This window comes from Burkholderia arboris (assembly GCF_038723655.1).
Classification (GTDB): Bacteria; Pseudomonadota; Gammaproteobacteria; order Burkholderiales; family Burkholderiaceae; genus Burkholderia; species Burkholderia arboris.
On the sequence record NZ_CP109823.1, the window covers coordinates 1,160,777 to 1,185,904 of the forward strand.

At 67.9% G+C, this 25,128-nt stretch carries 17 protein-coding genes; 12 read left to right on the forward strand and 5 right to left on the reverse strand.

Features of this window, described 5'->3' with window-relative positions; translation table 11 throughout:
- Positions 1-360 precede the first annotated feature (360 nt).
- Entirely contained in the window at positions 361-1,290 is a 930-nt protein-coding gene (locus OHZ10_RS37760) for an agmatinase (RefSeq protein WP_340625839.1), read from the reverse strand.
- A 52-nt stretch (positions 1,291-1,342) separates the two neighbouring features.
- Complete coding sequence (locus tag OHZ10_RS37765) at positions 1,343-2,644, reverse strand: MFS transporter (RefSeq protein WP_059241230.1); 1,302 nt, start codon at positions 2,642-2,644, stop codon at positions 1,343-1,345.
- Between the two features lie 163 nt (positions 2,645-2,807).
- Between OHZ10_RS37765 and OHZ10_RS37770 the strand changes: the two genes are divergently transcribed.
- Positions 2,808-3,758, forward strand: coding sequence for a LysR family transcriptional regulator (locus tag OHZ10_RS37770; protein ID WP_059241231.1), 951 nt, complete (start codon positions 2,808-2,810; stop codon positions 3,756-3,758).
- A 10-nt stretch (positions 3,759-3,768) separates the two neighbouring features.
- On the opposite strand, the gene OHZ10_RS37775 is transcribed toward OHZ10_RS37770, so the two are convergent.
- On the reverse strand, positions 3,769-4,863 hold the full coding sequence (locus OHZ10_RS37775) for an AraC family transcriptional regulator (RefSeq protein ID WP_059241232.1): 1,095 nt from the start codon (positions 4,861-4,863) through the stop codon (positions 3,769-3,771).
- Between the two features lie 252 nt (positions 4,864-5,115).
- Between OHZ10_RS37775 and OHZ10_RS37780 the strand changes: the two genes are divergently transcribed.
- The 9 genes from OHZ10_RS37780 to OHZ10_RS37820 all read left to right on the forward strand — a co-directional run bounded on the left by OHZ10_RS37780 (position 5,116) and on the right by OHZ10_RS37820 (position 21,135).
- Positions 5,116-6,507, forward strand: a complete 1,392-nt coding sequence (locus OHZ10_RS37780) for an APC family permease (protein WP_342706210.1) — start codon at positions 5,116-5,118, stop codon at positions 6,505-6,507.
- A 47-nt stretch (positions 6,508-6,554) separates the two neighbouring features.
- Positions 6,555-7,952: an aspartate aminotransferase family protein gene (locus tag OHZ10_RS37785; protein ID WP_059241234.1), complete on the forward strand. Its 1,398-nt coding sequence runs from the start codon at positions 6,555-6,557 to the stop codon at positions 7,950-7,952.
- Positions 7,953-7,982: 30 nt separating this feature from the next.
- Positions 7,983-9,407 carry an aldehyde dehydrogenase family protein gene (locus OHZ10_RS37790; RefSeq protein ID WP_340625842.1) on the forward strand — a complete coding sequence of 475 codons (1,425 nt, stop codon included), beginning with the start codon at positions 7,983-7,985 and terminating at the stop codon, positions 9,405-9,407.
- Between the two features lie 127 nt (positions 9,408-9,534).
- Positions 9,535-11,037 carry a M81 family metallopeptidase gene (locus tag OHZ10_RS37795; protein WP_342706211.1) on the forward strand — a complete coding sequence of 501 codons (1,503 nt, stop codon included), beginning with the start codon at positions 9,535-9,537 and terminating at the stop codon, positions 11,035-11,037.
- Between the two features lie 122 nt (positions 11,038-11,159).
- A complete protein-coding gene (locus OHZ10_RS37800; protein ID WP_342706212.1) occupies positions 11,160-12,347 on the forward strand; it encodes a YncE family protein in 1,188 nt (395 codons plus the stop codon).
- Between the two features lie 261 nt (positions 12,348-12,608).
- A complete protein-coding gene (locus OHZ10_RS37805; RefSeq protein ID WP_342706213.1) occupies positions 12,609-14,978 on the forward strand; it encodes a GH92 family glycosyl hydrolase in 2,370 nt (789 codons plus the stop codon).
- 393 nt (positions 14,979-15,371) lie between these two features.
- Positions 15,372-17,867: a GH92 family glycosyl hydrolase gene (locus tag OHZ10_RS37810; protein WP_342706214.1), complete on the forward strand. Its 2,496-nt coding sequence runs from the start codon at positions 15,372-15,374 to the stop codon at positions 17,865-17,867.
- 73 nt (positions 17,868-17,940) lie between these two features.
- Entirely contained in the window at positions 17,941-20,820 is a 2,880-nt protein-coding gene (locus OHZ10_RS37815; RefSeq protein ID WP_342706215.1) for a glycoside hydrolase family 2 protein, read from the forward strand.
- 114 nt (positions 20,821-20,934) lie between these two features.
- Entirely contained in the window at positions 20,935-21,135 is a 201-nt protein-coding gene (locus OHZ10_RS37820; protein WP_059241241.1) for a hypothetical protein, read from the forward strand.
- 46 nt (positions 21,136-21,181) lie between these two features.
- Here OHZ10_RS37820 and OHZ10_RS37825 read toward each other — a convergent pair whose 3' ends face one another.
- On the reverse strand, positions 21,182-21,316 hold the full coding sequence (locus OHZ10_RS37825; protein WP_006767081.1) for a hypothetical protein: 135 nt from the start codon (positions 21,314-21,316) through the stop codon (positions 21,182-21,184).
- A 403-nt stretch (positions 21,317-21,719) separates the two neighbouring features.
- On the opposite strand from OHZ10_RS37825, the gene OHZ10_RS37830 reads away from it, so the two are divergent.
- A complete protein-coding gene (locus OHZ10_RS37830; protein WP_342706216.1) occupies positions 21,720-22,208 on the forward strand; it encodes a hypothetical protein in 489 nt (162 codons plus the stop codon).
- Positions 22,209-22,278: 70 nt separating this feature from the next.
- On the forward strand, positions 22,279-23,088 hold the full coding sequence (locus OHZ10_RS37835) for an alpha/beta hydrolase (protein WP_342706217.1): 810 nt from the start codon (positions 22,279-22,281) through the stop codon (positions 23,086-23,088).
- Between the two features lie 42 nt (positions 23,089-23,130).
- On the opposite strand, the gene OHZ10_RS37840 is transcribed toward OHZ10_RS37835, so the two are convergent.
- Positions 23,131-25,119: a DUF4034 domain-containing protein gene (locus OHZ10_RS37840; protein WP_342706218.1), complete on the reverse strand. Its 1,989-nt coding sequence runs from the start codon at positions 25,117-25,119 to the stop codon at positions 23,131-23,133.
- Positions 25,120-25,128: the final 9 nt, after the last annotated feature.

Here is a 25,128-nt window from a genome sequence, read left to right on the forward strand (position 1 = left end):
ATGCGGGCGGCTTGAAACCGACCGCTGGGGCCGGTGGCCCCTTTGACGTGGCGAAACGGATGCATACGCAACGAAGTGCGAAATGACATCACGTTGCGCACGAGATCATGCGTTTTGTGATGAAGTTGGGGCGAGTATAGAGCAATCGATGAATCGCGTCTACCGTGGGGAACGATCGCGGCGATGGGTGGCCGGTCATGCGGCGGCGGCGAAGAGGGTCGCACCGGAGTGCTGAGGGAAATAATTCGAATTCCGAATTATGTGGCGAGATCGTTGCCTGGATGAAGCTGCGCCAGGCCGTCTCCCGGCATGTTTCGCCGAAGCGTCCGCGCTCGTCGGACGCCTCGACGCCTGCAGCCGTTACCGCGCCATGCGACGCGCGCTCGTGCCGATCACGTTGGTCAGCAGCCGCACGATCGTCAGTGCGGTCATCTCGCGCACGTCGAGCGCCGGGTGATATTCGACGACGTCGATCCCCGCGAGGCGCGTCTGCGCGCACAGATGGCGGAGGATGCCGCGCGCCTGGTGGAACGTCAGGCCGCCCGGCATCGGTGCGACCACGCCCGGCGCGATGCCCGGGTCGAGGCCGTCGATGTCGACGGTCACGAACCACGGCGCGTCGTCCACCAGGTGCCGCGTGACGGCTTCGATCCCTTCATCGTGCACGACGTCGGCCGGCACGAGCACGTTGCCCGAGCACAATGCGTCTTCCACGTCGCTCGTGCGTGCGCTGCCGCTGCCGCGCAGGCCGACCTGGACGATCCGCTTGACGAACGGCATCTCGCGAATGCGCCGGATCGGGCTCGAATAGCCGTGCCGCTCGCCGTCGACTTCGTCGCGAAAGTCGAGGTGCGCGTCGAACTGCAGCACGTTCAGCGGCCCGTACGCGTCGAACGCGCGCACGCAGAGCGCCGGAATCGAGTCGTCGCCGCCGAGCACCACCGGAATCGCGCCGCGCGCCAGCAGCGACGCGACGGCGGACGTGACGGCCGCCGCGTTGCGCGCGACGTCCAGCGTGCCGGGCAGGTTGCCGCAATCGACGCACGTCGCGCCCGTGTCGCCGAACAGCGTGCCTTGCAGGTCGAAGTCATAGTGTCCGACCTGCCGCCCGTAGCGGAAGCTGCGCTCGCGCACCTTGTCGGGCGCGTTGGACGCGTCGCAGTGCAGCAGCGCCGGGCCGTACGGCACGCCGTAGGGCGCGCCGAGCACGGCGAACGTGGCGGAAACCTTCTCCGTGTCCTGCTCGGAACCCTGGGCAAGAAACGGCACCTTCGGTGAATCGCAAAGCATGTTTTCCTCGTTGAATAAGCGGGCGGATTGCGCGTGAACGGCTGCGTGCCCGTCAGTCGGCGACGACGTGCTCGAGCACGTCCGAACGGATCGGCCCGAGCATGAAGATGTAGATCAGGCAGCCGATGATCGCCATGACCGACGCCGAGATCAGGCCCGGCGTGAACGAGCCGGTCGCATCCTTCAGCAGGCCGATCACGGCCGGGCTCGCGATGCCCGCGAGATTGGAAATGCAGTTCTGGAAGCCGGCCACCGTGCCGGCCACCGAGCGTTCGCCGCGCGCGGACACGTCGGCTGGCAGCGCGAGAATGCTCGACGTGGCGACCGATACGCCGAAGAACGCGATCGACAGCAGCAGCAGCGCGAGCCAGGCCTGCGACGCGAGCCCCGCGAGGCCGATCGTTGCGCTCAGCGCCATCCCGACGACGATGCAGAACTTGCGCGCGAAGTTCAGGCCGTAATGGCTCGCGGCGATCCGGTCCGAGATCCAGCCGCCGACCCACGAGCCGACCAGCCCCGCGAGGCCCGGCAGAATGCCGTAGAAGCCGAGCTGCAGCAGGCTGAAGCCGCGCTCCTTCACGAGGTAGGTCGGGTACCACGTGATGAAGAAGTAGACGACGTAGCCCTGGCACGCGAAGCCCAGCGACATCGCCCACACCACGCGCGACGTGAACAGCTCGCGCCACTTGATGCGGACCGGCGCACGCTTTTCGGTGGGCGCATCCTGGCCGACGTGTTTCGCTTCGGCTTCGTTGACGAAGCGGCTCTGCGACGGAAACTCGCTCGCGACCAGCAGCCAGACGACGACCCACAGGAGACCGATCACGCCGGTGAAGATGAACGACGCGCGCCAGCCAAACGCGGTGATGATGGCCGTGCAGATCGGCAGGGCGATCAGCGTGCCGCCGCGCGCGCCGCAATCGTAGATGCCGGACGCGAGGCCGCGTTCGGTCGGCGGAAACCACCGCTCGACGAACTTCGTCGCCGACGGGAACGCGCCGGCTTCGCCGACGCCGAGCAGGAAGCGCAGGCCGAGCAGCGATGCGCCGCCGCGCGCGAGGCTCGTCGCCATCGTGAACGCCGACCACCACACGACGGCGCCCGCGAACACGAGCTTCGCGCCGAACCGGTCGACGAGCATGCCGGCCGGGATCTGGCACGCCGCATAGGTCCAGAAGAACGCGCCGAGGATCAGACCCGATTCGGCGGACGACAGATGCAGCTCCGTATTCATGTACGGCAGCGCGACCGCCAGGTTGGCGCGGTCCATGTAGTTGGTGACGATCGCGAGAAACGCGAGGAACACCATGAACCACCGGAATTTCGTGGGCTTCTGCGCCCGTGAGCTCGACATAGTCTGCATCGTTGTGTCTCCCGACCTGCCCGTTGCGGCCGCTTTTGTGTTCAAAGCCGTGATTTCATCGAATTCCGGCCTGTTCCGCCAATACATTGTCGGACCGCGCCCTATAACCGTGGGTTATGCTCTTGCGCGTATCCAGCGTCGAAGAGAGGGGCACATGGCAAGGCGAACGCTCAACTATCACCAGGTCGAACTGCTGTACGAGGTCGTGCGATGCCGGACGCTGACGGCGGCGGCACGCAACCTGCACATCTCGCAGCCGGCGGTGACGAAACAGTTGAAGGTGCTGGAAGAAAGCCTCGGCGTCGAGCTGTTCAAGCGCGAGAAGGGCCGGCTGCTGCCGACGGCCGAAGCGATCCTGCTGTTCGAGCAGACCGAGCGGACCAACGCGAGCCTGCATGCGCTGAACGAACTCGCGGACGGGTTGCGTGCCGGCACGCTCGGCCGCCTCGGCATCTGCGCGTATCCGGCGGTGACGGAGCGGCTGCTGCCCGAAGCGATCACCGTGTTCCAGGAGACGTATCCGAAGGTGTTCGTCGAAGTCGCGATCGAGAACGCGGAGCGGATGCTCGATCTCGTCGAGAGCCAGCAGATGGATCTCGGTATCTGCGCGCCGTTTCGCGCGATGCGCAACGTCACCGAGCAGCACCTGCTCGATTCGACGATCGTCTGCGCGATGCGTGCCGACGATCCGCTGGCGACGCGGCAGGCGGTGACGCTCGCCGATCTCGAAGCCGGCGGGCTGACGAGCGTCGATGCGCTGGAAGGCATTCCCGAACTCGAGGCGCTGCTGTCGGCGTCCGAGAACCGGCACGCGATCCACGCGCGCGTGTCGAGCTCGGCGCTCGCGTGCCGGATGGTGCAGCTCGCCGGGCGCCGCGCGATCGTCGACAGCCTGACGGCGGCATCGATCGATGCGACCGGGCTCGCGTTCGTGCCGATCGAGACGATTCCGCCGCGCCGTATCGCGATGCTGCGCCCGTCGCTGCGGCCGGGCAGTGCCTTCACGGAAGCGTTCTGCCGGATTCTCGAAAGCCAGGCGAAGCGGCTTCAGGCCGACATGACGCGGCGGTGCGCGCGCCCGCGGCGCGTCAGGGCGAAGCGGTAGCGCATCCGGTTCACGCGTCGACGTCCGGGTCTGCGCGCGGTGTCCTGCCGGTCCAGCGCCGGTACGCATGACGGAAGCTGCGCGGCTCGCTGTAGCCGAGCCGTTCGGCGATCGCGGCCACCGTCAGCGTGTGATCGTCGAGCAGCCGTACGGCTTCGTCGCGACGCACGTCGTCGAGCAGCGACTGAAACGTGATGCCGTCCTTGTCGAGCCGCCGGCGCAGCGTGCGTTCCGTCAGGTGCAGTGCGCCGGCGAGCGACGTCATCGACTTGAAGCGCGCGAGGTCGCGCGCCATCAATTCCTTCGCGCGATCGGCGAAGCGCGTGCCGACCGACGCGGCCCACTGCCGTTCGAGCACCTCGCACTGGCCGTGCAGCGCATTGAAGCTGACTGCGTTCGCGAGGCGCGGCGCTTCCGTGCCGTTCACGGACGTGAACACGAGACGGTTGTCGCCCGCGTTGAACGCGACCGGGCAGCCGAAGTGGCGCGCGTAGTCGGTCGCGTTGCGCGGCGTGCGGCGTGCGAGCTGCAGCTGTTCGGGCCACACCGGCTTGCCGACGAGATCGGACACGATCAGGCGCAGGCTGGACAGGCACATGTCGACCTGGAACACCTCGAGATCGGGCTCGCCGTTGTAGCGGCCGATGGTCACGCTCATGCCGCTCGCGTGCGCGTCGATGCGCACGTCGAAATAGAGCCCCATGAACAGCGGAAACTGGCCCATGCACCGGAACGCCTGCATCACCGAGCCGCTGATCAGCATCGCGTAGCCGGCGAGGCCGAGCGTCGACACATGCAGCCGCGCGCCGATCGACAGCCCGATCGACGGCACGCCGCTGCAGCGCAGCAGGTTGCGGAAGCAACGTTGTTCCTGGCCGCGATTCACGTGCAGGTTCGGCGATGCGACTTCGTCCGCGCCGAGCCCCGTGCCTTCGAGCAGCGCGGCGCCGTCGATGTGCCGCACGCGGCACTCGTCCAGCGCGACCGCGATCGCGTGGACGGTGGCCGGAATGTCTTCCTGGCGCCCTGCCGGGCGCGCGAGGCCGAGCGCCGAACGCAGGCTGCGCTCGGCCCGGCTCTGGTTTCGAAGGGAACGGCTGTCCATGGTGCCGATGCGGTGACGGGGTCGCGTAGAACATAGCCGGAATGTCCGAAAAATGCCAGTGCCGCACAGCAGCATGCACGGCTCAATGGCGCGATGCCTGGCATCGTGTCCGAAAATATCCCCCGATTACGTCCGCTTTTCTCATTCGTCCTCGAGTTTTTGGCGAACCACACTTTCTTCCAGTCGTGCTCTGCCGGCCGCGCCGGACGCACGCGTGTTTGAGGTCATGGACGCCACCCACGTGAGGACAGCATGGACAACGACAGGCCCGGTCGAACCGCATCGGTCGCCGCGACGCATGACTTCGGCGCGCAGGCGTATCGGAGCGACCCGGACGAACGCCGCAAACCGCATGTGCTCGGGCTCTCGACGCTGGTGATCTTCGGCCTCGCGTACATGCTGCCGATGACGGTGTTCACGACCTACGGCCTCGTCACGAGCGAGACGAACGGGCACCTGACGGCCGCGTACGCGGTCACGCTGGTCGCGATGCTGTTCACCGCGCGCAGCTACGGCCACATGGCGCGGCTGATGCCGAGCGCCGGGTCGGCCTATACGTTCGCGAGCCGCAACTTCGGCACGTCGGCCGGCTTCATGGTCGGCTGGGCGTTGCTGATGGACTACCTGTTCATTCCGATGATCAGCTACCTCGCGATCGGCATCTACATGAAACAGATTTGCCCCGGCGTGCCGGCCAGCGTGTGGATCGTCGGCAGCATCGCGCTGGTCACCGGGCTGAACATCGTCGGCATCCGGCTCGTCAATGGCGTGAACCTGATCCTGATCGCGAGCCAGCTCGTGTTCATCGCGATCTTCGTCATTGCATCGACGCATGTCGCGACCGGCGAAGGGCTGTCGATGGCCATCGCGCTGCCGTCGTCGGGCGATGCGCGCGCGATCTTCGCCGGCTCCGCGATCCTGTGCCTGTCGTTTCTCGGCTTCGATGCGGTCACCACGCTGTCCGAGGAAACGCGCGAGCCGCGGCGCACGGTGCCGCGCGCGATCCTGCTCTGCACCCTCGCGAGCGGCCTGCTGTTCATGCTGATCGCGTATGCCGGTCAACGGGTGTTTCCCGACTGGCACGCGTTCAAGGATCTCGATTCGGCCAGCCTCGAGCTGATGGGGCGCGTCGGCGGCCGCACGCTGTCGACGTTCTTCGTCGCGGTGTACGTGGCCGGCTGCTTCGCGAGCGCGATGGCCGGGCAGGCAAGCGTGACGCGCGTGCTGTTCGCGATGGGCCGCGACCGCGTGCTGCCGGAACGCGTGTTCGGGCACCTGCATGCACGGCTGCGCACGCCGGTGCGCGCGACGCTCGCAGTGGGCTTCGTCTCGCTGTCCGCGTTGTTCATCACGCTCGATCTCGCGTCGACGATGATCAGTTTCGGCGCGCTCGTTGCGTTCGCGGTCGTGAACCTGTGTGTGATGCGCAGCTATCTGAGCCGGCCCGAGCACCGTCAAGCGGCGGGCTGGATCACGTTCGGCCTGATGCCGGCGGTCGGCTTCGCGATGAACGTGTGGCTTTGGGCGGGGCTGTCGCGCCAGACGTTCTACGTCGGCATCGGCTGGCTCGTGCTCGGGCTCTGCCAGCTCGCGTGGCTGACGCGCGGCTTCACGCGCCCGGCGCCGACGCTGTCGATGAATTGAACGACCGGCCGCGCGTCGGTTCTGAAACCCTGAAGGAGGAGTGACCCATGAACGCTGTTGACGTCAATCTCGATGCGGACCTGCAGGCGCTCGGCAAGCGCCATCTGCTGATGCACTTCACGCATGCCGATGCTTACCGCGAGAACGCGCTGACCGTGTTCGACCGCGGCGAAGGCTGCTGGCTCGTCGACCGCAACGGCAAGCGCTATTTCGACGGGCTGGCCGGGCTGTACTGCGTGCAGGTCGGTTACAGCCACGGCGCGGAGATCGGCGATGCGATCCGCGAGCAGATGGTGCGGCTGCCGTTCGCGACCAACTGGGGCTACGGCCACGAGCCGGCGATCCGGCTCGCGCACCAGCTCGCGGCGCTGGCGCCGGAGGGGCTGAACCGCGTGTTCTTCACGTCGAGCGGCTCGGAGTCGAACGAATCGGCGATCAAGCTGGTGCGCCAGTATCACCAGTCGCGCGGCGAACCGCAGCGGCGCAAGTTCATCGCGCGGCGCGTCGCGTATCACGGCACGTCGTTCGGTGCGCTCGCGCTGAACGGGATGACGAACTTCCGCAAGCATTTCGAGCCGCTGATGTCGGGCGTGCGGCATGTGGGCAATACGAAGCGCTACGGGCGCCCGGCGGGCGAGACGGAAGCGCAGTTCACGCGCCATCTGCTCGACGAGATCGAGTCGCTGATCGTGCAGGAAGGGCCGGATACGGTGGCCGCGATCGTCGTCGAGCCGCTGCAGAACGCGGGCGGCAGCCTGACGCCGCCGGCCGGCTACGCGGCCGGGCTGCGCGACATCTGCGACCGGCATGGCGTGCTGCTGGTCGCGGACGAGGTGATCTGCGGGTTCGGCCGGCTCGGCGAGTATTTCGGCTCGGCGCGCTACGGGCTGAAGCCGGACATCATCACGTTCGCGAAGGGCATCGCGTCGGGTTACGTGCCGCTCGGCGGGGTGATCGCGAGCGACGCCGTAGTCGACACGGTGCTCGACGGGCCGCAGCAGATGTTCCTGCACGGCGCGACGTACGGCGGCCATCCGGTCGCCTGCACGGCCGCGCTCGCGAACCTCGCGATCATGGAACGCGAAGGCGTGCTCGCGAACGTCCGCAACAACGAAGCCGTCTTCCGCCAGACGCTCGACGGGCTGCTCGAACTGCCGTGCGTCGGTGACGTGCGCGGCGACGGTTACCACTACTCGCTCGAACTCGTGACCGACAAGGCCGCGCGACGCTGGGCGGCCGGCATCAGCGCGCAGGCGTTCGTGTCGACGATGCTCGCACCCGCGATCTTCGACGCGGGGCTGTTGTGCCGCGCGGGCGTCGATCACGAAGGCACGCCGATCGTGCAGTTCTCGCCGCCGCTCGTGATGTCGCGCGACGAAATCGTCTGGTTCGTCGCGCAGATCCGCGACATCCTCGTCGACACCTATGCGCGGGCGACGCGCTGAGCGCGGCATCTTTCCTGTCAGGAGCATTCGATGCGAACAGCACAACAATCCTATGTCGATGGCCAGTGGCTCGATCCCGCCGATGCGCGGTCGATCGACGTGATCGATCCGGCCAGCGCGCGGCCGTATGCGCAGCTCAGGATCGGCGGCGCGGCCGACGTCGACCGTGCGGTCGGCGCGGCGAAGCGGGCTTTCGACACGTACTCGCACGGGTCCGTGGACGAGCGCGTCGCGCTGCTGCAGCGCATCCTCGAGATCTACCGGCGCCGCTACGAAGAAGTCGCGCAGACGATCAGCCAGGAGATGGGCGCGCCGATCGCATTCGCGCGCGCGATGCAGGCCGCGGTCGGTACCGCGCACCTCGAACAGACGATCCGGGCGCTGCAGTCGTTCCGCTTCAGCACGCAGACCGATTCGCTGCTGGTGTCGCACGAACCGATCGGCGTGTGCGCGCTGATCACGCCGTGGAACTGGCCGATCAACCAGATCGTATGCAAGGTCGCGCCGGCGCTGGCGGCCGGCTGCACGATGGTGCTCAAGCCGAGCGAGATCGCGCCGTTCAGCGCGATCCTGTTCGCCGAGATCCTGCACGAGGCCGGCGTGCCGCCCGGCGTGTTCAACCTCGTGCACGGCTACGGGCACGAGGTGGGCGACGCGCTGTCGCGGCATCCGGATGTCGCCATGGTGTCGTTCACGGGTTCGACGCGTGCGGGCGTCGAGGTCGCGAAGGCGGCCGCCGATACCGTGAAGCGCGTGCATCAGGAACTCGGCAGCAAGAGCCCGAACCTGATTCTGCCCGATGCCGATATCGAGGACGCGGTCGCGCGTGGCGCGCGCAGCTGCTTCAGCAACAGCGGCCAGTCGTGCAATGCGCCGACGCGGATGCTCGTGCATGCCGATCATCTGGCGCGGGCCGAGCAGGCGGCGCGGCGCGAGGCGGAGCGCACCGTCGTCGGCGATCCGCGTTCGGCCGAAACCGGTATCGGGCCGGTTGTCAGCCGCACGCAGTTCGACCGGATCCAGCATTTCATCCGGCTCGGGATCGAAGAGGGCGCGACGCTCGTCGCGGGTGGCCCCGGTCGGCCGGAAGGGCTCGGCGACGGCTTCTACGTGCGGCCGACGGTATTCTCGAACGTCACGCCGGCGATGACGATTGCGGCCGAGGAAATCTTCGGGCCGGTGCTGTCGATCATGACCTACCGGACCGAGGAAGAAGCCGTCGCGCTCGCGAACGATTCGGTGTACGGGCTCGCGGCCTACGTGCAGTCGAAGGATCTCGAGCGCGCACGCCGGGTCGCGGCGCGGTTGCGCGCCGGCAACGTCCACATCAACTACCCGGCGTGGAACCCGGCCGCGCCGTTCGGCGGCTACAAGCGCTCGGGCAACGGACGCGAGTACGCGGAGTTCGGCCTCGTCGAGTATCTGGAAACGAAGGGGACGACGGGGTACGCTTGAGCGACGTGCGGCGGCGTCCTGCGGGGCGCCGCGCGCCGATATCGATTGCGGGGAGCTGGACGATGCGGGTTATGCAGATGAACGAACGCATGCGCGGTGTGGCCGCGCTCGCGGAGGGGGGCGCGCGATGAAGATCCTGATCGCCCGGATGAATCACGAGACCAACACGTTCTCGCCGGTGCCGACGCCGCTCGCCGCGTTCGGCCGCAACGGCCCCGACTGGGGCGACGATGCGTATCGCGCGAATCGCGGGATGCGCACCGCGATGGCCGCGTTCATCGACGCGGCCGAGCGCGAAGGTGCCGACATCGTGACGCCCGTGTCGGCAGCCGCGAACCCGAGCGGGCCCGTCGCGGCCGACGCGTATGCGGCGATCTGCGATGCGATCGTCGCGGCCGCGCCCGGTTGCGACGCGGTGATGCTCGATCTGCATGGCGCGATGGTCGCCGAGCAGAGCGCGGACGGCGAGGGCGACCTGCTCTCGCGCGTGCGCGCGGCGCTCCCCGATGCGCCGATCGCGGTTGCGCTCGACCTGCACGCGAACGTCACGCAGAAGATGATCGATCACGCGGACGTGATCGTGAGTTTCAAGACCTATCCGCACGTCGACATGTTCGAGACCGGCGAGCATGCGGCGCGCGTGCTGCTCGACCGGCTGCAAGGCCGCGCACGGCCGGTGCTCGCGTGGCGGCAGCCGCCGCTGATGACGTCGACGCTGCGCAGCGCGAGCGCGGAAGGCGCGATGCGGCGCGCGGTGGAGGCCGCGCGCGCGGCGGAAGCCGACGGGATGCTGGCGGTATCGGTGCTGCCCGGCTTCTCGCTCGCGGATATTCCCGCGCCATGCATCAGCGTGATCGTGGTGGCCGACGGCGACCGCGCCGCGGCCGACGCGGTGGCCGAGCGCATCGCACGGCAGATCTGGGACGCGCGCGACGACTTCGTCTATCGCAGCGCGCCGCTGGCCGAATCGGTTGCGCAGGCTGCGGCGCTCGCGCACGGCGCGGATCGCCCGGTGCTGATGCTCGATCACGGCGACAACTGCATGTCGGGCGGCCCGTGCGACACGATGGACCTGCTCGAGGCGGCACTCGCGCACGGGCTCGACGGCATCGTCAGCGGGCCGTTGTGCGACCCCGAAGCCGTCGCCGCGCTGATCGACGCGGGCGTCGGCGCAACCGTCACGGTGCCGGTCGGCAACCGGCTGCCGTCGCACGGTGGCGTGCGGCGCGAGCCGTTCCGTGCGACGGGCGTCGTGCGTGCGATCACCGACGGCGAATACGTGATCACGGGGCCGACTTACACGGGGCAACGCGCGTACATGGGCCGCGCGGCCGTGCTCGATATCGGCACGGCCACGCTCGTCGTCACCGAGCGGACGCAGGAGCCGTGGGACCTCGGCGTGTTCGAGAGCGTCGGCGTCGATCCGCGCCGCGCGCGCTTCCTGCTGTTGAAGTCGCGGATGTACTGCCGGCCGGTGTTCGTGCCGATCGCGGCCGCGCTGGTCGAATGCGACAGCCGCGGCGTGACGGGCTCGGACTACGGACTGTTCCGCTACGCGCGGCTCGAGCGGCCCGTGTATCCGCTCGACGAAGCCGCCCAGTGGTCGCCGGGCGCGCGGCCGGCGGCCTGACGGAGCGGGGCGCGAGACTCCGGAGTCGCGCGCTTTCGGGCATCATGCGGTGGCACCGGCCCGTCGAGCAGCAGGGCCGGGCAATCCATTGCGTCCGCAACCGATCCGGAGAACCGACCGCCATGCAATCGAATCCTTTCCGCCTGCGCAGCGCGCGCCTGCTCGCCGCGCTGACCCTCGCCACGACGGCCGTCGCCGTGCACGCCGCCGACTGGATCGTGTCCGGCAACGACGGCAAGTACCAGCGCGTCGAGGGCCGCGACACCTATCTGCCGTCCCCGCCCGCCGACACGCTGACGCTGCTCGACGCCAGCACGTTCCCGCCGAAGGTCGCGCTGCAGGTCGACGTCGAGAACGGCATCCAGGGGCCGCCGCAGGCCGTCGCGATCACGCCCGACGCGAAGCTCGCGCTCGTCGGTGCGCCGACGCGCTACGACACGGCTGCGAAGCAGCTCGTGTTCGACACGTTCCTGCAGGTGGTGAACCTCGATACCACGCCGCCCGCGATCACGCGCATCGAGCTCGGCACGCATCCGCAAGGGATCGCGATCGACCGCTCGGGCCGGCTCGCGCTCGTCGCCAATGTCGACGGCAGCGTGTCGATCCTGCGCATCGACGGCTCGCACGTGACGCTCGACGGCAACCTGAAGATCGGCAAGAAGCGGCTGGCCGGGATCAGCTTCACGCACGACGGCAAGCATGCGCTCGTGTCGTTGCGCGACGAGCAGGGCGTCGCGGTGCTGAACGTCGACGACGGCAAGGTGACCGACAGCGGCACGCGCCTGAGCACGGGCGTCGCGCCTTACACGATCGACGTGTCGAGCGACAACCGCTGGGCCGTCGTCAGCAACGTCGGGCTCGCCGGGCTGCCGGGCTATACGGGCACGCTTGCGGGCGACGCCGATTCGGTCGCGCTGATCGACGTGTCGCGCGTGCCGTTCCGCACGGTCCAGTACCTGACGGTGCCGTCGCTGCCGGAAGGCGTTGCGATCTCGCCGGACGGGAAGTGGATCGCCGTGCAGGCGATGGACGGCTCGAACCTGACGGCCGATAACCCGGGCCGCCACAAGCTCGGCAAGGTGCTGCTGTTCGCGATCCGCGACGGACAGGCCGTGAAGGTGAGCGAGTTGCCCGGTGGCGAAGCCGCGCAGGGCATCGTGTTTACCGCCGACAGCCGGCACGTGATCGTGCAGTTCAACGTCGAACGACAGCTTGCGCTGTATGCGGTCGAAGGCGGCAAGCTGCGCGATACGGGCAAGCGGATCGTGCTGACGGGCGGGCCGTCGTCGTTGAGGACGTTGCCGCGCTGACGCCGGCCTCGTCGATTCGTTCGCATCCCTGAGTGCCGATGGCGCCCGGATTCGCCGGGCGCCGGTCGATGCACGTCCGTCGCCCGTCCCGCTGCAACGCAACAAGCGCCGGCAATGTGTACCCAAAGCCACTTAACTCCCGATTGTTTAGTTAAACAAACTGAAAATTCGGGAAACTTCTTGTGGTGAATAAACAGTTGTTACGGCACTGTAAGCCCCTGGGAACGCAGCACAAAACAGTCCCGGCACAGGAGGCCTACGTTGACGAACAGTGCACGCTGGATAGTGGCGGCCATCGCGGTCGCGATAGGAGGCGCCGGATGCGGCGGCGATTCGGTGGACAGCACGCCGGCGCCGATGGCCGCAGGCGTGGTGCCCGCGAACACGACTGTCGCGCCATCGGGCGCGCCTGCCGCGTCTCCCGGTACGCCCGCCGCGCCTGCGGTGCCTGCCGTGGCGCAGGATCTGAAGCTGACGCAGTACGTCGATCCGATGATCGGCACCGATCAGGTTCCGCCGCTCGTTCCCGACATCGCGAATACGGCTCCGGAAGACCTGCTCGGGGGTTTCACGACGCCTGCCGCGACGATGCCCTCCGGGATGGTTCAGTGGGGGCCGGACACGCCGTCCGTGCCGAACACGTGGAGCCCGCCCGGTTATCACTACAGCCAGACGAGCATCACCGGCTTCAGCCTCACGCACCTGAGCGGCGTGGGCTGCAGCGCGGGCGGCGCGCTGCCGGTGTTCCCGACCGTCGCGGGGCAATCCGGCCCGGCTGCGTTCAAGCATGCGAACGAAACGGCGCGGCCCGGCTACTACGGCGTGACGTTCGACAACGGCATTCGCACCGAGCTGAGCGCCACGCTGCGCTCGGGCATCGCGCGCTTCGTATGGCCGGCCGGCCAGCGCGGGCAGCTCAATCTCGCGGCGAAGACCAACGCGGCGTCGTGGGGCGGCTCGATCGCGCAGGACCCGAACGATCCGCAGGCGCTGTCGGGGTCGATGACGGGCGGCAGCTTCTGCAGCAGCGGGCAGACCTACAAGATCTACTTCTATGCGCGTGTCGACCAGCCGTTTACCGCGAAGCTCGGCAGCGGTAGCGCGCAACTGACGTTCGCGTCGTCGTCCGGTGCGCCGTCGACGGTGAACCTGAAGGTCGGGATCTCGTACGTCAGCGTGAAGAACGCGAAGGACAACCTCGACGGCGAGAGCGGCACGCAGACCTTCGACCAGATCGCCGCGCAGGCCGATGCGACCTGGAACCAGGCGCTCAATGCGATCCAGGTCACGGGCGGCAGCGCCGGCAACCTGAAGAAGTTCTATACCGCGCTGTATCACGTGCTGCTTGCGCCGAGCGTGTTCAGCGACGCGAACGGCGACTACCTGACGATGGGCGGCAAGACCGCTAATGCAGGCAAGGACCGCATCCACTACACGACGTTCTCGAGCTGGGACACGTACCGTTCGCTGATGCCGCTGGTGGCATGGCTGAAGCCGGCGGCCGCGGGCGACATGATGCAGTCGCTCGTCGACGATGCCGGGACGTGCGGCGGCGCGTTCCCGAAGTGGGTCGAAGGCAATACGAGCAGCGACGTGATGCCGGGCGACAACGTGCCGATCCTCATTGCGCAGAGCTACCTGTACGGTGCGACGGGCTTCGATGCAAAGAAGGCGCTGTCGATCATGCTCGACACGGCGTCGGGCGCCGTCACCGCATGCAAGGGTGTCACGGCGCTGCCGGGGCTCGCGCAGTACCGGAAGTACGGCTACCTGCCTGCCGATGCGTCGATCCAGGTCGACAGCAGCCACAGCGGCGGCACGGCGTCGACGACGCTCGAATATGCGACGACCGACTACGCGATCTCGCGCTTCGCGCAAGCGCTCGGCGACACGGGCAACGCCGCGAAGCTGCTCGCACGGTCGGCGAACTGGAAGAACGTGATCAATCCGGCCGCGCCCGGCAGCCAGGGCGCGACACTGCCGCGCCTGTCCGATCGCAACAGCGACGGCAGCTGGGTCGCGAATTCGTTCGATGAAATCGAAGGGAACGTCGAGCAGTACACGTGGATGGTGCCGTTCGACATCCCGGGGCTGATGGGCGTGCTGGGCGGCGACGCGGCGGTCGTGCCGCGACTCGACACGTTCAACACGTACCTGAATGCAGGTTCGAAGAGCCCGCATCTGTGGATCGGCAACGAGCCGGCCTTCGCGACGCCGTGGCTCTACAACTGGACGAGCCGCCCCGACAAGACGCAGGCGCTCGTGCGCCGGATTCTCGACGAGCAGTTCACGACCGCGGCGTCCGGCTTGCCGGGCAACGACGACGAAGGTGCGACGTCGGGCTGGTTCGTCTGGGCCGCGCTCGGCCTCTACCCGGAAATTCCGGCCGTGCCGGGCTTCACGCTGACGAGCCCGCTGTTCCCGCACGCGACGATCCGGCTCGGCAACGGCAAGACGCTGACGATCGATACCGACCATCCCGGTTCGATCTACGTGAAGAACGCCGCGCTGAACGGTGCGCCGTTGACGGGCACGTGGATCGATTTCGCGCAGGTAAGCAACGGCGGCGCGCTCACGTTCGGGCTGGACGACACGCCGTCGGCATGGGGCAAATCGCCGGCCGCGCGATAGCGCGCCGGATGACGGAGGAGGCCGGCGACGGTCGCCGCGGCAGCGGCCGGCGCCGGGCATTCGCAAGCGGAAGTCTGCGCGACGCCGATTGGGTGGGGCAGACGGCGTCGCGCCGCGCAAGGCCGCAAGCCTGGCGGCGCGGCGGAACAGCATCGCCGCCGGATGATTCGTTTAATCAAAGGTACTAAACGAAAAATGAAAAATTCAAGACTCTTGATCGTCTCTGCGCTGACCTGTGCAGCGCTTGCCGCGTGTGGCGGCGACGACGTGAACGGTACCGTGACCGCCAGCAATGGCGGCGCAGACGTGCCGTCGACTTCGGGACCATCGCAACCGGGGCAGCCGGGCCAGCCGTCGCAACCAGGGCAACCGTCCACGCCCACGCGTGCCAACATGCAGCTGACGCAGTTCGTCAACCCGCTCATCGGCACGCAGGTCAACGCGGACTCGGGCTACGCGGGCAACGTGAGCCCGGGTGCGATGGTGCCGTTCGGCATGGTGAACTTCGGGCCGAACACGCCGCGCTACAACTTCAACGGCTCGGGCGGTTACCTGTCGTCGGGCGGCTCGGGCGGCACGATCGACTTCTTCAGCGTCACGCACCTGAGCGGCGTCGGCTGCCCGGGGCAGGGCACGGTCGCGATGCTGCCGACCGATGCGGCGACGGCGATTGCATCGGGCGGGCGGCCGGTCGGCATCGGGTACAGCTATGGGGACGAAACGGCCCAGCCGGGGTACTACAAGGTGCGCCTCGCGAACGGCATCGTGACGGAGCTGAGCGCGACCGCGCGCTCCGGGCTCGCACGCTTCACGTATCCGAACAAGGACAAGGGTTTCTTCTCGATCGATGCGAAGCTGAACGGCAACAGCGATTCGGGCAGCACGAAGGTCACCGCGAACAACGTCGCGCTGGCGCTCGCGAGCGACGGCAAGTCGATGAGCGGGCAGGCCGTGGCGCCGGCATTCTGCACGCCGTACGGCACGGTGTGGAATGCGCCCGTGTATTTCTACGCGACCTTCGACAAGCCGCTGCGCAAGCAGGCCGGCACGTCGTCGGTGAACACCGCCAGCAACGGCGCGGCGACATTGCAGTTCGACCTGACCGATGCGGACCGGACCGTTACCGTGAAGGTCGGGATCTCGTCGGTGAGCATCCGGAACGCGCAGGCCAACCTGAAAGCCGAGGGCGAAAAACTCGCGTTCGACGATGCCCGCACGAACGCATCCGGCCTGTGGAACGACCGGCTCAACACGATCCAGATCGACCAGGCCGCGAATCCCGCCGTGCTGGACGCGACGCAAAAGTCGAACCTCACGAAGTTCTACACCGCGCTCTATCGCGTGTTCGGCACGCCGACGCTCTATAGCGACTCGAACGGCGAATTCCGCAGCATGCGCCAGCCGAGGAACGCGGACGGCAGCTATCCGAAGTCGGTCGACCAGACCGGCACCATTCCGGCGCGCGCGACGGCGAAGGTCGGCGACTATGCGTTCCGGCGCGCCGATGGTTCGCAGGGCGGCGCAGGCAATCACTACACGGGCTTCTCGCTGTGGGACACGTACCGGTCGCAGGCGCAGTTGCTGGCGATGCTCGCGCCGAAGGAATCGAGCGACATGATGCAGTCGCTGGTCGTGGACGCGTTGCAGTGCGGCGCGTTCCCGCACTGGGTCGACGGCAGCGACGACTCGACGCCGATGGCGGGCGACAATGCATTGAACGTGATTGCCGGCGCGTACAAGTTCGGCGCAACCGATTTCGATCTGGTGTCGGCCGCGCGGCTGACGAAGCAGTCCGTATTCGATCCGTCGAGCGCGTGCAACGACCGCACGAGTGCGGCGGGACTCGCCAATTTCCTGACGGCTCACTACCTGTCGCAAAGCGATGACGGCCACTCGTCGTCCGCGACCATCGAGCGCGTGCTGAGCGACCGCTCGGCCGCCGCGTTCCTGCAGGCGCTGCCGGCCAGCGTGCTGAACGCGCCGTCGGTCGGCGTGACGCCGGACAACATCGGCACGCTGTACACGCGGGCAGGATGGTGGCGCAACATCTTCGACTACACGAACAAGGTGATCGCCGCGCGCAACGCACCGCCGTCCGGTTCGGCGCCCGGCACACTGGGTACGCTCGTGCAGGGTTCGTTCCATGAATCGACGGAACCGAACTACTTCTGGACCTTCGCGCAGGACTGGACCGCGCTGATCGACGCGATCGGCGGCAAGCAGGCGGCCGTCACGCGGCTGAACAACCTGTTTGCGGTCACGACGCCGTTCTCGACCGTGCCGGGCTCCGCCGACCTGAACGGCGGCGAATCGTCCACGAACCTCTATATCGGCAACGAACCGTCGTTCCAGTCGCCGTGGGGATACAACTGGGCCGGGCAACCGAGCGGTGCGCAGTACATCCTGCCGATCATCATGTCGAAGGCGTTCACGACCGGCCGCGACGGGCTGCCGGGCAACGACGACATGGGCGCGACGTCGAGCTGGTACGTGTGGGCGGCGCTCGGCATGTTCCCGGTCATTCCGTCGGAAGCAGGGCTCGCGTTGTCCACGCCGCAGTTCGGCGGGATCACCGTCTGGCTCGGCAACGGCAAGACGCTGCGGCTCGACAGCGACAAGCAGGTTGCGATGGATGCGTCGGGCCGTCCGTCGTTCGCGTACATCCAGTCGCTGAAGGTGAACGGCGCCGATTACGCGGGTTCCTGGCTGCCGCTCGGCACGATCGCCAATGGCGGAACGATGCGCTATGCGTTGTCCGCGACGCCGACGCAATGGGCGGCCGCCGACAACCTGACACCGCCGTCCGGGCCGAACGCGGACTACACGCGCATGACGGCCGGCGGCCCGTCGGCCGCGATGCGCATGCAGCAGCAGGCGAGCACGCGATAAACCAACCGGGGCGCGCTCGGGATAGCGTCCCGGGTGCGTCGGTCGAGACGACGCAATCAGGGAGGATAACCAAGTGAAATCGAAAGAACGCCGGAAATTCCTGTCCTACAGCGCCGCGCTGGTCGGCACGAGCTGGCTCGCAGGCTGTAACGGCGATATCGATTCCCCGGCGGGCACGCCGGGCACCGATGGCCCGGCGACGATCACGCCCACGGTGCCCGCCGTGCCGGCCGACCCGGAACACAGCCTGCTGGCCACGCAGGAGCTCGCGCAGAACTGGACGTTCGCGTCCGCGAGCAGCCTGCCGGGTGCGACCGGTGCGCAACTGTCGGGCGCGGGCGGCGTGACGGGCATGGCGCCCGCGACGGTGCCCGGCACCGTGCTGAACAGCATGATCGTCAACGGCAAGTATCCCGATCCGTTCTACGGCCGCATCGTCACGAACACCCTTCCCGATATGCTGAAGGACACCGACTACTGGTACCGGACGACGTTCGCGGCGCCGGCCCGGCAGCCGGGGCAGCGATTGTGGCTGACCTTCGGTGGCGTCAATTACTGCGCCGAGATCTGGCTGAACGGCGCGCTCGTCGGGCGGCTCGAAGGCGCGTTCAAGCACGGCACGTTCGACATCTCGCGGCTGGTGCCGCAGGCGGGGGGCGCAGCCCATCTCGCGGTGCGCGTCGTCAAGCTGGATTTCTCCGAAGGGCCGCTGCTGCCGAACTACAAGAGCGGCGTGACGCGCGGCGGCCGCAACGGCGGCCCGACCGGCGTCACGCTGAAGAACGGCCCGACGTTTTTCTGTTCGGCCGGCTGGGACTGGCTGCCGACGATCCCCGACCGCAATCTCGGCATCTGGCAGCCGGTCTCGTGGTTCACGACCGGCCCGGTGCGCATCGCGGCACTGAATGTCGCGCATACACTGTCTGCCGATCTTTCACGTGCGGAGCTGAGGCTCGACCTCGAACTGGACAACGGCTCGGGTCAGGATCTCGTCGCGACGCTCGTCGGCAGCATCGGCACCGGCGTGACGTTCAGCCACGACATTGCGATTCCCGCATCGACTACCACGACGAAGGTGTCGCTCACGTCGTCGGATATCGCGGCGCTGTCGATCGGGCAGCCGCGCCTGTGGTGGCCGAACGGGTATGGCGAGCCGAACCTCTACGCGGTGACGGTGGGCATCAAGGCGGGACGCGTGCTGTCGGATGCGCGCACGCTGAACGTCGGCCTGCGCCGCATCGAGTATTCGCGCGACATCGGCATGGGCACGCAGCTGAGCATCACCGTCAACGGCCTGCCGATTCTCGTGATGGGCGGCAACTGGGGGCTCGACGAAGCATTGAAGCGCATTCCGCGCGAACGGCTGTTCAACCAGGTGCGACTGCATCGCGATGCGAATCTCAACCTGATCCGCAACTGGAACGGACAGAGTACGAGCGACGATTTCTTCGATGCGTGCGACCGCTACGGGATCCTCGTCTGGCAGGACTTCTTCTTCTCGACCGAAGGAGACGGCTCGGGCGCCGCCAACGTGCCGCGCGATCTCGACAACATCCGCGACGTGATCGCGCGCCACCGTCATCGTCCGTCGATCCTGCTCTGGTGCGGCGGCAACGAAGGCGCGCCGCCGCCGGCGCTCGTCAAGGGGCTCGACGCGCTCGTCACCGAGCTGGATCCGCAACGCCTGTGCCTCACCAGTTCGGCGGGCGATACGGGCGCCGGTGCGGTGAACGGCTACTCGTCCGGCGGGCCGTACAACTGGGCGTCGCCGCAGGCCGCGTTCAGCCGCGGCTACGGCACGACGTCGGTCGCGTTTCACAACGAAGTCGGCTCGCACTCGATCCCGACACTCGAATGCGTCGAGTCGATGCTGCCGCCCGGTTCGTACGAGTGTCCGGACGACTTCTGGGCCGATCGCGACATGAACGGCAACGGTGCGTACTACTATCAGGTCGGCAAGCAGGGCGGCGCCGGCTACATCGCGATGACGGCGCTGCGCTACGGCGCGATCCGCAATCTCGCCGACTTCGTGCGCAAGGCGCAGATGATGAACTACGAGTGCATCCGCTCGATCTACGAGGCGAATGCGGCCGTGATGATCGGCCCGGTGGCCGGGAAGATCACGTCGCCGGCCACCGGCGTGATCATGTGGATGACGAACCCGTCGCAACCGAGCTTCGTGTGGCAGATGTACAGCCACGATCTCGAGGAACATGCGTCGTTTTTCGCGGTGCAGCACGGGTGCCGTCGCGTCAACGCGATCCTCGACGCGAATACCGCCGACGTGACGATCGCGAACCATACGGGCGCGGCCGTGGCCGGCAGCGTCGAGATGCGCGTGTACAACCTGGACGGTACGCTGAGCAGCCGCGCCACGGCCGATGCCGGCGGCGTCGCGAAGGCGTCGTATCGCGTGGTGGCGAACCTGAAGGCGGCAATGGCCGCCGCGAAATCCGACGTGTGCATGGTGTCGCTCGCGTTGACCGATCCGGGCGGCAATCCGCTCGCGGAGAACGTCTACTGGCGGCAGCGCGACGGCGGAGACACGTCGTATACGTCGCTCGACTCGATGCCGGGCGCGGCCGTTTCCGTCAGTGCGACGTCGGCCGAGGCCGATGACGTGACGACGCGCATCACGGTCAACGTCGCGAACGTCGGTGCGGGCGTCGCGTTGATGACTCACCTGCAGGCGTTCGACCCGTCGATCGGCGCGCGCATCCTGCCCGCGTTCTACAGTGACAACTACCTGAACCTGGTGCCGGGCGCGAAGCGGCAGATCACGATCGACCTGCCGCATGCGGGCGGCACACCGGTGTCGCGCGTCGCGCTGCGGATCGACGGGTGGCGGCTCGATCGTCCGAACTGCAGGCTGGGGCTCGGCGGCGTGCCGGTCGTCTTCAACGAGCGTGCGCTGGCGATCGACCCGGCGGTGCCGACGTTCGCGGCATGCTGAGCCGGGCGTGCGCACGATGCGGCGGGACGGTGAACGCCGGGGCGGGTCGCCCGTCGTTCATCCGCTGCGCGTTTCCGGATACCGGGCCCAATCGGGGAATAAAGCGTGGAGACATTGCAGGAGCTGCGCATCCGCGCGCTGAAGCAGGCGCTGGATGACGAAGTGCACGGCTTGTGGATCAGCCATGAGATGGCGACGAACATCATCGCGCGGCTCGACGACGCGATGTCGATCGCGCATGCGTGCGTCGCGGATCGCAACGGCGCCGGTGCGGGCGGCGCGATACCGGCTGACCGGCCCCCCTTCCGGGGTTGAGCGATCGGGCGAGCCTGCCAGGTGTCATGGGGCCGCGTGACCGCGCCTACGGACGCAGTAAATCGAACCCGCCGAATACGACGACGCCGCTGAGCACGATCATCGCGACGGAGTGCTGACCGAAGTAGAGAATTGCCGCGGCAAGCCACGTCGTGATGCAGAAGGCGCCGATGCGGGCCATCGTGTGTTCCTCGAATGCGTGATGCAGTGGGTGCGTGCCGCACGGCGTTCGCCGCTCGAACGGGCGAGCGGGGGCGCAGACGGACGGAAAAAGGCGACCCGCGCAGCCGAGACGGCGGCGTCGGCACGCGCGGCATGCCGCGCCCGAAAGGGCGGGAGTCGAAGCCGGCGGCGTTGCGCGTTCGGGCCCGGAGGCGGCCGATGTGCGCATCCAGCCAGCGAAGCCGCAATTTTACCAGCGCCGCCGTGTCGCGAATCTGGCCCTTTCGCGATGAAAATGCGGCAATCGCGCCGATATCCGTTCGACCCCGATACTCAAGTTTCGTGTGACGAATGCCGTAAACGAGTTGGAAGGCGATTCCCGCCTTCTGTCACGATTCGCTAACGACACACGGACCGACACGATGCAGATCGATTTCTCCACCACCACGCGATCCCCGCTGGCGGACAGCGGCATGAGCGCAAACGCGAACGCAAACGCGCCCGCCGCGACGTCATTCACCGGCGCCGCAACGGATGCCACGAGCGCGACGGGGCCCACCGGCACGACCGGCGCCAACGGGGCGACCGGTACCACCGACGCGAAGGATTCGACCGGCGCCACCGGCGAAACGCTAGGCGCGGCGGGCGCATCGTCGGAAGACCCGGCGGTCGCGCAGTTGAAGGCGCTGATCGAGCGGCTGCAGAAACAGCTTGCGACGCTGGAACGCCAGATGGCCGCCGCCGCCCAGCGCGCGAAGGACGATCCGTCCGCGGCCGTCGAACAACAGTCGCTGAGCGCGGAAGCGAGCGCGATCTCGGCGGCACTCGCGACGGCGATTTCGCAACTCGCGTCGGCGCTCGAGAAATCGGGCGGCTCGTCGTCGGGCGGGCTGGTGTCGACGCACGCCTGAGCGACCACGGCCGCGTCGGCCGCACGCATTACAATCGCAAGCTCGTCTCCCTCGAAAGGACGGCTGAACGATGAATGCGGAACCCGACGACGAACTCGTCCGCTTCGACGCACAAGGCGGCACGCCGCTGCCGGCGGCGGATGCGCAAGGATGGCTCGAACACGACGGCGCGCGCATCTGGCACGCGTCGTTCGGCCACGGGCCGCCGGTCGTGCTGCTGCACGGCGGCCTCGGTCACGGCGGCAACTGGGGCAACCAGGTGCCGGCGCTGCTCGCGGCCGGCTACCGCGCGATCGTGATCGACAGCCGCGGCCACGGCCGCAGCACGCGCGACGACCAACCCTATTCGTACGAACGCATGGCGTCGGACGTGCTCGCGGTCCTCGACGCGCTGCACGTCGACCGCGCACGCTTCGTCGGCTGGAGCGACGGCGCGTGCATCGCGCTCGTGCTGGCCGCCCGTGCGCCGCAACGCGCGGCCGGCGTGTTCTTCTTCGCGTGCAACATGGATCCGGGCGGCACGAAGGAGATGGTGCCGAGCCCGCTGATCGACCGCTGCTTCGCGCGGCACCGCAAGGATTATGCGCAACTGTCGGCGACGCCGGACCGGTTCGACGCGTTCGTCGCGGCCGTCAGCGAAATGATGCGCACGCAACCGGATTACACCGCGCAGGATCTCGCGGCGATTGCCGTGCCGGTTGCGATCGTGCAGGGCGAACACGACGAATTCATCCGGCCCGAGCATGCGGCGTACCTCGCGCATGCGATTCCGGGCGCGACGTTGACGATCCTGCCCGGCGTGAGCCATTTCGCGCCGCTGCAGTGGCCGGCGCGATTCAACGCGGCGATGCTGGCGTTTCTCGGCCGGCTGCCGGCGTGACGCACGCGCCCGCCGGCGAGCGGGCGCATGCGCCGGTCGTGGTCAGACCATCGCGTTGTCGGCGCCGGGGATCTCGTGCGCCTTGATCTGCTTGCGCTGCAGCTTGTAGCGCAGCTTGCCGAGCATGCCGTCCTCGTGGGCGATGCGCGTGATGTTGAGCACGTATTCGTCGTCCGGCGCGACGGCCTGCGCACCCATGATCCAGCGCACGCTGTTGCGATAGTCGTACAGCGCCTTGTCGTTGATGTCGGCGAGGAAGAACGACAGCGCGGCCATCGCGGCCGGGTGGCCGCCTTCGGCATGCCTGCGCAGTTCATCGACATAGCGGTGACGCGACGCATGATCCTCGATGTCGCCGATGAACATCAGCATGCACTCGAGGCCGTCCGTGTGCCCCATTTCGTGCGCCTTGCGCGCGGCCTCGACGGCTTCGACCTGCATGCGCGCGCGTTCGGCCAGGTCCGTGCTGTTGAGTCCGATGTGGTGATACGTGTACCCGAGCCGGTACGCGGCCATGTTGCCGCCGGCGTCCATCGACTCGCGGAAGTAGTGGGCGGCGCGATATGGGTCGGCCGCGACGTGCATGCCTTCCTTGTAGAAGCAGCCGAGCAGGTAGTCGCACGAATCGCCGCCTGCCTCGTAGCCGAGCTGGCAGAGTGCGACGGCATCGGCGGGGCGCCGGTTTTCGTATTCCATGGCGGTGGCGAGCTGGTTCCAGGCGAGCGAACCGGGCTCGTTCAAGCGTGCGGCTTCGAGCCACGCGTCGCCGCGCACGTCGTCCTGGGCGAAGCCGAACATGCCGGTGCGATGGGCATAACCGCGCAGGATCATCGCCGACGTGCACGCGCGCGCGTCGGAGGCCCGTTCGATCGCACCGGTCAGCCAGCTGCCTTGCGGGTCGAGGCCGAGCGTCAGCCGCAAGCCTATCGCCATCGCACGGTTGTCGTCGATCGGCTCGTTGCGTTCGGCTTCCTGCAGCCGCGCGTAGGCCTGTTCGTACTCGTTGCGCTTGAAATGGCTGTAGGCGAGCCAGTGCAGCGTCTCCCAGCGGTGATACGGATGCAGCGCGGCCTGCGCGCGTGCGAGCGTCGCGGCCATCGCGCGGCGCACGTCGTCTTCGTCGTCATCCGAATCGAGCGTATTGCCGGCGTAATCGTCGCGCCAGATCTCGTGGCGCAGCCGGTCCTTCTCGACCGCATCGAGGTGTGCGCATGCATCGGAATCGACGAACGCGCGGACGTGGTCGTGCGAGCCGCCCCAGCGCGGCTGCATGTACCAGATGAACGTGCGCATCGGAAAGAACAGCTTCGGGTGGACGTGCAGCGTCGCTTCCATCCAGTACCACTTCTCCTTGCGCAGTTTCTTGCCCTGGACCGGGCCGGGCAGCGCTTCGGGAAATTCCGCCGGGCATGCGACCGGCACGTCGGGATTCAATCCCGAACGCGCGAGCATGCGCTGCAGTTCGGCGCGCGTGGCTTCGTCTTCGGCGCCGACGTTCAGGTGCAGTTCGGTGACGGGCCAGCGGCGCTCGCGCACGAGCTGCGTGAGCCATTCGGGCTCGCCGAACGACGACACGCTCGTGAAGATCACCTTCGGCGCGGCCCACATCGTCGGCGCGAGCACCAGCGCGCGCAGCGCGGCGACGGTCGTCATCGCGGCGCACGCATGCGCGCAGATCCAGCCGGCTTCGGTCACCGTCTCGGCCCAGCCGGAACCGCGGTATTCGTAGGCCCAGTGGTGCCAGTAATGCGCTTCGCACAGCCACGCGTGCGCGGAGCGCGGGCTCGCGGCCTGCCATGCGCGCAGGCGCGCGAGGCCCTCGGCGCCGGCGTCGATGCACGGCTGCACGTCGGCAGGCAGCGCGTCGACATACAGCGCTTCGGCCGTGCGGTCGGCGAAGCTGGCGGCGAGTGCGGCGTCGAGCTGTGCGTCGAGCGCGGCAAACTCGCCCGCGCGCAACAGCGCGTCGACGTCGCAGATGAACCAGCGGGACTTCGCGGGCGGAATCAGGGCGGCGGGAGCGGAGGACATGTCGGTGTC